The 9,677-nt window shown below is 64.7% G+C and carries 9 protein-coding genes; 1 reads left to right on the top strand and 8 read right to left on the bottom strand.

What is annotated here, in order from left to right:
* Positions 1–8 precede the first annotated feature (8 nt).
* The 3 genes from ABG82_RS04645 to ABG82_RS04635 form a co-directional block, all read right to left on the bottom strand.
* Positions 9–590 (bottom strand): TetR/AcrR family transcriptional regulator, encoded by a 582-nt coding sequence (locus ABG82_RS04645; protein ID WP_043079216.1) that lies wholly within the window; start codon positions 588–590, stop codon positions 9–11.
* Positions 591–658: 68 nt separating this feature from the next.
* Entirely contained in the window at positions 659–1,096 is a 438-nt protein-coding gene (locus ABG82_RS04640; RefSeq protein ID WP_043079217.1) for an SRPBCC family protein, read from the bottom strand.
* 28 nt (positions 1,097–1,124) lie between these two features.
* Positions 1,125–1,868 carry an SDR family NAD(P)-dependent oxidoreductase gene (locus ABG82_RS04635; RefSeq protein WP_043079218.1) on the bottom strand — a complete coding sequence of 248 codons (744 nt, stop codon included), beginning with the start codon at positions 1,866–1,868 and terminating at the stop codon, positions 1,125–1,127.
* 106 nt (positions 1,869–1,974) lie between these two features.
* On the opposite strand from ABG82_RS04635, the gene ABG82_RS04630 reads away from it, so the two are divergent.
* Entirely contained in the window at positions 1,975–2,865 is an 891-nt protein-coding gene (locus tag ABG82_RS04630) for an alpha/beta hydrolase (protein ID WP_043079219.1), read from the top strand.
* 27 nt (positions 2,866–2,892) lie between these two features.
* Here the strand turns inward: ABG82_RS04630 and ABG82_RS04625 are convergent, their stop codons facing one another.
* From ABG82_RS04625 to gabT, 5 genes are read right to left on the bottom strand one after another with little or no spacing between them, the layout of a single operon-like run.
* Positions 2,893–4,413, bottom strand: a complete 1,521-nt coding sequence (locus ABG82_RS04625) for a PucR family transcriptional regulator (protein WP_043079220.1) — start codon at positions 4,411–4,413, stop codon at positions 2,893–2,895.
* An 18-nt stretch (positions 4,414–4,431) separates the two neighbouring features.
* Entirely contained in the window at positions 4,432–5,547 is a 1,116-nt protein-coding gene (locus ABG82_RS04620) for a CaiB/BaiF CoA transferase family protein (protein ID WP_043079221.1), read from the bottom strand.
* A complete protein-coding gene (locus tag ABG82_RS04615; protein ID WP_043079257.1) occupies positions 5,544–7,010 on the bottom strand; it encodes an aldehyde dehydrogenase family protein in 1,467 nt (488 codons plus the stop codon). The genes ABG82_RS04620 and ABG82_RS04615 overlap by 4 nt, the downstream gene beginning before the upstream one ends.
* Positions 7,011–7,039: 29 nt before the next feature.
* Positions 7,040–8,233 carry an acyl-CoA dehydrogenase family protein gene (locus tag ABG82_RS04610; protein WP_043079222.1) on the bottom strand — a complete coding sequence of 398 codons (1,194 nt, stop codon included), beginning with the start codon at positions 8,231–8,233 and terminating at the stop codon, positions 7,040–7,042.
* A 37-nt stretch (positions 8,234–8,270) separates the two neighbouring features.
* Positions 8,271–9,629 carry a 4-aminobutyrate--2-oxoglutarate transaminase gene (gabT, locus tag ABG82_RS04605; protein ID WP_078343532.1) on the bottom strand — a complete coding sequence of 453 codons (1,359 nt, stop codon included), beginning with the start codon at positions 9,627–9,629 and terminating at the stop codon, positions 8,271–8,273.
* Positions 9,630–9,677: the final 48 nt, after the last annotated feature.

Here is a 9,677-nt window from a genome sequence, read left to right as displayed (position 1 = left end):
CCTAACTTTCACTCATCCACGAAACTCGCGGCGTGCACTACGTCCAGAATCTGTTCGATGAGCGCATCGTCTGCGGTTCCGCGCAGCACGCCGTGGTAGACCGCCATGCCAACAATGGTGTCGAAGAGCGCATCCGCCCCCGGCCGGGCCGCGCATCGCCCGGCGTCCACGGCCCCTGCATGAGCAGCCCGGAATGCTTCGCGCAGCGGCATTTCGGTGCGTTCCACCAGGCCCGCGTACTGGCTCGGTTCACGGTAGTACTCGACCAAGAGACCCGGCATCGCCGCACGGGTGGCCGGGTCGGCGAAGTACTCGACGACAGCGCGTACCAAAGTTGGTAGATAGTCCCGAAATTCGACGTGCGCGGCCAGTGCCTCGGGCCACGGCCGGTCTGCGATCGCACTTTCCACCATTGCGGCCTGAGTGGGCCAGCGACGGTAGATCGTGGGTGCCCCGATTCCGGCGGCGCGCGCCACCGCGGGAATGGTGGTGCCTTGATAACCATCGGTGGCCAGCATTCGGCGCACCGTCTCGCGCACCGCGTCATCCTTGTCGGGATCGCGGGGCCGCCCGCCCTGGTTTCTGTCCATCGGCTGACCATCCCACTAGTTTCGATATTTGAAATAACGATACTAGTGGGAGATGCCGGAGGAAAGCCTTATCGATAGGTGGCGAGCACCTGCTTGCGCAGTCCGTCTGTCGCGGTTTCCATGGCACCCTTGATGGCCCGCTTCAGTACGAATCCGGGAAGCGGGATCAGCGGATCGACGGTCAGCTCAAACTTGACATGTGTCTTATCGCCCTTGGGCGTGAACGTGTATTTCCCGTCCTGACGGCGCTGTTGGCTGGCCTTGACCAACGTCCAGCTCACTGTATTGGCGCCCCAGGTGTAGGACACGGTCTGTTCGTCGGTGATGCCCGCCGTCTTCACCTTCATCTTCACCTCATGCGGGCGCCCGTCCTCACCCGTCGTCAACACCGTGGAACTCTGATGCGCCGACGACCACGCGGGCAGCACGTCAAAGTCGGCGATCACATCCATGATCTGCTCGGGGGTCGCTTCGATGACAATTTCCCGGGTGTCACTAGTGGCCATGCGTCTGACCCTAGCGACCCGCCGCGCCCTAGACGGTAAATCCCCCGTCGATATTGATCGCCGTTCCCGTGATGTACCAGGCCTCATCCGAGACCAGGTAGCTGACCAGGCTCGCGACATCGCGCGGCTGACCGTAACGCCCGACCGCGATGTTGGGGCGCAGAATCTCGGCCAGCTGGCCGTCCTCGGGATTCATATCGGTGGCCACGGGACCCGGCTGCACGTTGTTGATCGTGATACCGCGAGGCCCGAGCTCGCGCGCCAGGCCGCGGGTGAGGCCGGCCACGGCGGCCTTCGACATCGAGTACAACGACGCATTGGCGGTCGGCGAGCGGTCACCGTTGATACTGCCGATGGTGACGATTCGGCCGCCCTCCTTCAAATGGGGGGAGGCCGCCTTGATGGCGGCGAAGACCGCCCGCACGTTGACCGCCACGATCTCGTCGAAGTCCGCCAACGTGGCGGTGTCGACATCACCGAAGGATGCGATACCCGCGTTGTTGACCAGGATATCCAGTCCCCCAAGCTGTTCCACCGCCTCGCCGATTGCCGCCGCGAGCTGGTCCGGATCGGATACATCTGCCTTGACGGCCCGCGCCCACCCCCCGTCCTCCTCGATGTCACCCACCACGTCCGCGGCGGGTTGCGGTGAACTCGAGTATGTGAAGACGACACGGGCGCCGTCTTCGGCAAGTCTGCGCACAATGCCCGCGCCGATTCCCCGGGATCCCCCGGTGACGAATGCGCGACGGCCCTTCAGTGGTGGTGTCATGGTGGTCCTTCCTTGGCTACCCAGGAGACAAGTGGCCCCAGGTACGAAACATTCCCCGTGACACCAAACCGCCCCGGCGGGTGCGCGCCACGGGCATACTCGCTATGTGTCGTCTCCTGACATTCATCCCGATCTCCGCATGGCAGCCAGGGTATTTCCGAGACAGGTCGGACTGCCGCGAACACTCTGGCTGCTACGTGCGAGCATCCACGTCACCGATCTGCTCCCGCGATTCGGGGTGCGGAACATCGCCATCAACGACGATGTGACCATCCGCGCGTGCCTGCCCAAGAACCTCACAGAGCCGTCGCCGGCCCTGTTGTGGATTCACGGGGGCGGCTACGTGCTGGGCACCGCACGTCAAGACGACTTCTTCTGCCGCAACGTGATGCACGAGACCGGTATCCCCGTCGTGTCCGTCGACTATCGGCTGGCGCCCGAGCATCCCTACCCCACGCCCCTCGAGGACTGCTACGCCGCGCTGCGCTGGTTGTCCGTGCAGGGATGGGTCGATCCCACGCGTATCGCCATCGGCGGTGCCAGCGCCGGCGGCGGGCTGGCGGCAGCACTGGCGATCCTGGCACGCGACCGCGCCGAGGTCGCGCCCGCCGCGCAGCTGCTGATCTACCCGATGCTCGACGACCGGACGAGTGACCGCACCGACATCGATGAGACCAACCTGCGGGTATGGAGTGGGGCAAGCAACCGCTTCGGCTGGGACTCGTACCTTGGCGACGCGGACCGCGATATCGCCGTACCCGGCCGCCGCCTCGATCTGGCGGGATTGGCGCCCGCATGGCTGGGTATCGGGACGGCCGATCTGTTCCATGACGAGGATCTGGCCTACGCCGAACGCCTGAGCGCCGCCGGAGTCCCATGCGAGCTTGAGGTAGTGCCCGGCGCCTTCCATGGTTTCGACAAACTCGCGCCGTGGGCGGGTGTGTCCAAAGATTTCGTGAGCAAGGCGTGCCGGAGCCTGAAGGACGCGTTGACCTGATCCGGTTCGGTTCCCGGCGCTACAACATCACTGCAACAAGGCACGCGCGCGGATGGCGATCCACAGCGCGGCGCGCGTGTCCGCGGACTGCAGGTCGCAATCGAGCAAGGCCGTGATCCGTGCGATCCGATTTCTCATGGTGTGTCGATGGACACCGAGATTCATTGCGGCCGTTTCCATCTGGCCGTTACAGGCCAAGAAGGACCGCAGGGTGTCCAAAAGCGTGGTATCCGAATCCTCGCCGATCAGCGGGACCAAGGACTGCGCCAGCAGCGCGAGTTCGCCGGACTCCCGTCCACCGAGCAGAACGCTGTACAGATCCAGCTCGTCAAACTCCGTGATCCGGCCATCGGCATGGGCACGCGCGGCCGACCGCGCCTGATGAAGCCCCAGCGGAACCTGATCCAGCCGGGATCGCCGGCTGACACCCGCGCATATCGCGCGCCCCGCCGTGGTACTCAACGTTCGATGAAGCTCCACCACCCGGCCCGCGTTCTTCACCCCCAACACCACCACGATCTCGCCGGAGACCGAGGCCATGAGAAAGGGGGCTCCCCCGGTCAGCTGCCGGCTGACGTGCTGCTGGGCCGGCAGCACCGAGCCGACATTGGACAGCACCACCACAACGACTTCCGCATCCGGGTCAAAACCGAAATAGCGCAATACACTTCGATCCGCAGCGGCAGGATTTGTCAGCAGCGCACCCGTTACCGCACTGCGAAGGCGCTGTTCCGCGTCGGCCACCCGCGCCGGCTTCTCAAGCTCAATGGCGATCAACGCCATGGCATGCGATATGAGCAGACGCTGCGGTGCGGTCAACGCGTCGTCCGACCGCACCGCGAGGTACCCACGGTCAGCCTTCCCGGCACGAACCGTCTGAATCGTGCAGTAGCCGTCCCGGTCGGCGACCACCCGGCTGGCATGCCTGCGGCCGTCATTCGGAAACGCACCGCGTGCCACCTCGACCAGACGCTGTGTGTCATGCCCCGACTCGGCAAGAAGTGTTCCGTCCGTTGCCATCACGATGACAGTCGCGGCGAGTGCGCGACTCAGCGCGGACACCACACCGGGTGCGCCGTCACGAAGCGTGGCGCGCACCAGCACATCTTGCTGGTCCACCACCCGCTGCACCGTGCGTAATTCATCCGCCGTCAACTCATCGATCACTGTTCTGGTGATCGCGATGAACGGTGTACGAACCGGCACCTGCAGAATCGGCAGGCCCAGGTCGTCACCCGCGGCGAGAATGCCTGACGGCACCTCGCTGAAGGTGGTACCGGTGTCGAATGCCAGCGCGGCAACGTTCTTCTCGGACAGCCTCGCCACATAGTCGTACTGCTCGGCATGACTGCGCCCCACCGTGAGACCGGTGGTCATCACCAGTTCGCCGCCAAACAAGTACGGGGTCGGATCGTTCAGTTCGATCGCGTGCGCCCACCTGATGGTCCTCGAAGCGCCCGCCTCGCCGGCGGACAGCACCAGCCCCAGATCAGCTCTCTGAGTCAGGTCCCTGACGGTGATCGGCACGGTTAGACGGTACTCGGCCATGCCCCACCAATGGCCTCATCACCCGGACGACTGCCCCAACCGTGGCGGTCCGTTGCGATACACGACGGGCGTCTCGGACATCGAGATCGGGTTGGCCACCTGTGGTTCCGGGCTGCCGGGCACCCGCACCGCGACATCGAGCCCGATACGTTCGGCGAACCGGAAGGCTTCCGCGATGTCATTGATGGGACCTGCCGGGACGCCGTTCTCGGTCAAGGCGTCATACCATTGGTCGGCAGTCTTCTCCCTCAGCCGCTGCTCCAATACCTGGACCAGCGCCTCACGGTGCTGGACCCGTAAGGGATTGGTGGTGAATCGTTCGTCGTCCGCCAACCGCGGTATGTCCAGCGCCTGTGCGAGCAGCCGGAACTGCTTGTCGTTACCCACCGCGATCGCGATCGGACGGTCCGCGGTCTCGAATGTCTGATAGGGCGCGATACTGGGGTGCCGGTTTCCGAGCGCAGCGGGCACCACCCCAGCACCGAGGTAGCCCGATGCCTGATTGACCAACGAAGACAACAACACCGACATCAGATCGGTGTCGACGCGCTGTCCTTGCCCGGTGCGATCCCGATACGACAGCGCGGCGAGTATCCCCGACAGCGCGTGCAGCGCGGTCAACACATCAACCAGTGCCACACCGACTTTCGACGGATGCTCAGGGCCGGGTCCGGTGACGCTCATGAGGCCACCGACCGCCTGCACCAGCAGGTCGTAGCCGGGTAGATCCGCGCCCCCTTGGCGCCCGAATCCCGTGATGGCGCAATAGACCAAGCCCGGGTTGAGCTGCCTGAGATTCTCGTACCCCAGGCCGAACTTCTCCATGGTGCCCGCCCGGAAATTCTCGACCACCACGTCGGCGCCGCCGGCCAACTCCCGCGCCCGGCGCTGACCATCGGGGCTCGTCAGATCCAGGACCACCGATTGCTTGTTCCGGTTGACCGAGTTGAAATAGGTGGCCTGCCCGTCCGAGTCGTACGGCGGCCCCCATTGCCGGGTATCGTCTCCCAGCACCGGCCTCTCGATCTTGATCACCTTAGCGCCGAAGTCGCCCAGCATCATGGTCGCGTATGGACCCGCAAGTACCCGGCTGAAGTCGACCACCACCAGCCCATCCAGGGCCGCGGTCGTCACACCGCCTCCCCACCGCGCAGGTACACCGTGGTGGTGTGGGTGAAGAACTCTCGTGCGGCGCGTCCCTGTTCCTTCGGACCCAGCCCACTCTTTTTCGCACCACCGAAGGGAACATGCGGGTCGGCACCCGCCGATTCCGAGTTCACATGCAAGATACCCACGTCAAGGTGGTCCACCGCACGCAACGCTTGAGTCAGGTCTTTCGTGAAAATTGCTGCAGATAAACCGAATTCACTGTCGTTGGCCAATCGGAACGCCTCCTCGGTATCTGCGGCACGCCGCACCGCCAAAACCGGGCCGAACAATTCCTCGATCCAGAGGTCTTCGGCTCCCGTACCGAGTTCCATGATGGTGGGTGCGATGAAGTAGCCGGTAGCCAGGGGTCCCTCCGCATAGCCATGCCCGCCTGCGATGGTGGTCGCACCCTGCGCGACTGCCCTACTTATCCCCGCGGAGATCGTGCCGAATGCAGACTCGCTGACCACCGGACCCATCTGCGTGTCGTCCATCGTGGGATCTCCGACGATCAGGGCATCCGCGCGCTCCGTCAACCGCGACAGGAAGGTATCCGCGATGCCTTCGGTGAGTACCAGTCGTGACGTCGCCGTGCACTTTTGGCCTGTGGATCGGAACGCTCCCAGCAGTACCTGTGCTACCGCGAGGTCAATGTCGGCATCGTCAAGGACCACAGCGGCGTTCTTGCCACCCATTTCGGCCTGTACCGGTATCCCCCGCGCCGCACCGGCTGCCGCGATGCGCCGGCCCACACCCGTCGATCCCGTGAACGTGATGGCGTCTACTCGGGTGTCGCCGACCATCGCATCACCGATGCCCGAGTCGCCGACAATGAGGTTCAGGACCCCCGCCGGTAACCCGGCGGCGTCGAATGCCTGGGCAAGACGCATCGCCAGCAGCGGGACCGTACCGGCCGGCTTCCACAGCACCGCGTTGCCGTACACCAAGGCAGGGCCGATCTTCCAGGCCGGTATGGCGATGGGGAAGTTGAACGGAGTGATAACCCCCACCACACCAAGGGGTTTGCGAGTCACCAAGATGTGCTCGCCGCGCCGCGGCGAGCTGAACATCTCTCCGCTCTGACGGTCGCCCTCATTGCCGTAGTACCGCAGGATCTGCGCGGCCCGCTGCACCTCGCCGATGCCCTCGGCCTTGGTCTTGCCTTCTTCCGCAGCCAGTTCCACGCCCCATGCCTGGGCATTGCTGTCGAGGACCGCCGCGGCTCGCGAGAGAACCGCGCCCCGCTCATGCAACGCCAGCGCGGCCCAGCGCGGCTGCGCCGCACGTGCCGCGGCGGCGGCCTCATCGAGCTCAGCGAGCCCGGCGGCGGGTCCTTGGGCGACGACGCGGTCGGGCGCCGCGGGGCACACGCTGGTCACCACGCTCCCGGTTCCGGTGACCCATCGGCCATCGATGAAACTCTGAATCTGGCTGTACTCCAACAACATGTCCATCTCCGTCTTGGTTGTGCGCGGGCTCAGCGGAAGGCGGCCTGGCCGGTGAGCGCCCGACCGATCGAGAGCAGATGCATCTCGGAGGTGCCCTCGTAGGTGAGCACCGATTCAAGGTTGTTGGCGTGCCGCAGCGGCGAGTACTCAAGGGTGATTCCGCTTGCGCCCAGCAGAGTTCGGCACTCACGTGCAATGCTGAGAGCCTCGCGCACGTTGTTGAGCTTGCCCAGGCTGACCTGCTCAGGACGCAACCCGACCGAGTCCTTGATGCGGCCGAGATGCAGCGCCAAGAGCATTCCCATACCCAGCTGCACCGTCATGTTAGCGAGCTTCTCCTGGCTGAGCTGATAGCTCGACAGTGGACGCCCGAACACATCACGCGTACGCGTGTAGTCGAGGGCGGTCTGCAAGCTGTCGCGCGCCGCACCCAATGCGCCGAAGATGATCCCGAACCGGGCTTCATTGAGACACGAGAGCGGGGCCGAGAGGCCGCGGGCCCCGGGCAACTCCGCCGACGCCGGCAGCCGCACACCGTCGAGGACAAGCTCGGAGGTCACCGACGCCCGTAGCGACAACTTCTTGTGAATCACATTGGCGCTGAATCCCCGAGTATCTGTGGGCACCACAAAACCACGGACACCCTCGTCGGTCTGCGCCCACACGGTCGCCACGTCGGCCAGGTTTCCGTTGGTGATCCACATCTTGGTTCCGTCGAGCACCCAGTCCTTGCCGTCCCGGCGCGCGCGGGTGCGCATCCCCGCCGGGTTGGATCCGAAGTCGGGCTCGGTGAGACCGAAGCAACCAATGGCATGTCCGGATGCCAACCGTGGCAACCACTCCTGCTTCTGCTCTTCCGAGCCGTACCGATGGATCGAGAACATTGACAGCGATCCCTGCACAGAAACAAAGCTGCGCAGCCCACTATCGCCTGCTTCGAGCTCCAGACAAGCCAATCCGTAGCTCACGGCGTTGGTGCCCGCGCACCCGTATCCGTCGAGGTGCATGCCGAGTACCCCCAATTCGCCGAATTGGCGCGCCAGTTCACGGGGAAGGGTGGCCGATTCAAACCAATCCGCGATGTTCGGCCGCAGCTTGGTGTCGACGAACTTGCGGACCGTGGCCGCGATATCGCGCTCGTCCTGGTCCAGCCGGCGATCGGTATCGAATAGTTCCAGTGGTGTCGAACAAGTTTCTGGCGATGGCGCTACTGAGGTGGACATATCGAAACTCCTTGGGGTCTGGTTTATTCACGAAGTCTTAGAGCGCACGGAAGGCCTCGCGCAACACCACGAGTGCCTCGCGCAGCAGGTCGTCCGGCATGGATAGCGGCGGCAAGAACCGCAGTACGTTGCCATATGTTCCGGCCGACAGCACCAGCACACCGTTGTCCTGGCAGTACTTCAAGATCTGCGCCACAGCTTCACGATTCGGCGCATCGGTGCCCGGTATCACCAACTCGGCGGCAATCATGGCACCGCGGCCACGGATGTCTCCGATGATGCCGCTCTCTGCCGAGATGCTCTGCAGCTCGGCGAGTAACACCTCACCGATATCGGCGGCCCGCTTCAGCAGGTCGTGTGTCTCGATCTCCTCGAAGACACCCAGCGCCGCCGCGCAGGAAAGCGGGTTGCCGCTGAAGGTTCCACCGATCCCACCCGGATGTGCGGCATCCATGACATCAGCACGACCTGTCACGGCGGCCAACGGCAGTCCGCCCGCTAGCCCCTTCGCCGTGGTGATGAGGTCCGGCACCAACTGCTCATGCTCGGAGGCAAACCACGCACCGGTGCGGGCTATTCCGGTCTGAACCTCGTCGGCGACCAACAAGATGCCCCGCGTCCGGCAGAAGTCGGCAACCATCGCCAGGAATCCCGGTGCGGGGACGATGAAGCCGCCTTCGCCCTGGATCGGCTCTACCACCACGCAGGCCACCGCTTCCGCGCCGATCTGGTTGTCCACCAGAGATGCGAACTGGTGGAACGCATCTGCGGCACAGTTCTCGGTTCCCGATGGCCAGCGGTACGGATGAGCCATGGGCGCCCGGTACACCTCCGGGGCGAATGGCCCAAAACCACGCCGGTAGGGGGCTTGCTTGGCGGTCATGGTCATGGTCATCAGTGACCGGCCGTGGAATGCGTGATCGAACACCACGACAGCCGGCCGACCCGTGGCCACCCTGGCGTACTTGACCGCGTTCTCCACCGCTTCGGCACCGGTATTGAACAGTGCCGTGCGCTTTTCGTGGTCGCCCGGGGTAATCCGATTGAGCACCTCGGCGACCTCGAGATACTGCTCGTAGGGCGTCGCGAGGAAGCATGTGTGCGTGAATCGCTGGGCCTGTGCGGCGACACGGGTGACCACCGACGGCGCACTGTTACCCACCGTCGTGACCGCGATACCGCTGCCCAGATCCAGGAAGCTGTTGCCGTCGACATCTACCAGCACACCGCCACCCGCCGCAGCGGCGTACACACCGGCGCCGCTCACCAATCCCGCGGGTAGGGCCGCGGCGCGACGCGTCGCGAGCTCGCGCGAGCGTGGCCCAGGTACTTCCGTCGCCATTCGTCGCACCTGGGCCACTGCCGGCCCTCCCTGGAGGCTATCCACCGAGGTCATCAGGTCTCCTTCCGATCGATGTCCTCCCGAGCGTAGGAGCAGCCCCGC

Source organism: Mycobacteroides immunogenum (assembly GCF_001605725.1).
In the GTDB taxonomy this organism is placed as follows: Bacteria; Actinomycetota; Actinomycetes; order Mycobacteriales; family Mycobacteriaceae; genus Mycobacterium; species Mycobacterium immunogenum.
The sequence above is the reverse complement of the archived record's forward strand: the minus strand, read 5'-3'. Positions and strand labels throughout refer to the sequence as shown.

Excerpts from the sequence above, each read along its gene's own strand:
- ABG82_RS04635 (WP_043079218.1), bottom strand. The coding sequence starts at position 1,868 with ATGACACCACCACTGAAGGGCCGTCGCGCATTCGTCACCGGGGGATCC.
- ABG82_RS04640 (WP_043079217.1), bottom strand. The coding sequence starts at position 1,096 with ATGGCCACTAGTGACACCCGGGAAATTGTCATCGAAGCGACCCCCGAG.
- ABG82_RS04645 (WP_043079216.1), bottom strand. The coding sequence starts at position 590 with ATGGACAGAAACCAGGGCGGGCGGCCCCGCGATCCCGACAAGGATGAC.
- ABG82_RS04610 (WP_043079222.1), bottom strand. The coding sequence starts at position 8,233 with ATGTCCACCTCAGTAGCGCCATCGCCAGAAACTTGTTCGACACCACTG.
- ABG82_RS04625 (WP_043079220.1), bottom strand. The coding sequence starts at position 4,413 with ATGGCCGAGTACCGTCTAACCGTGCCGATCACCGTCAGGGACCTGACT.
- ABG82_RS04615 (WP_043079257.1), bottom strand. The coding sequence starts at position 7,010 with ATGTTGTTGGAGTACAGCCAGATTCAGAGTTTCATCGATGGCCGATGG.
- gabT (WP_078343532.1), bottom strand. The coding sequence starts at position 9,629 with ATGACCTCGGTGGATAGCCTCCAGGGAGGGCCGGCAGTGGCCCAGGTG.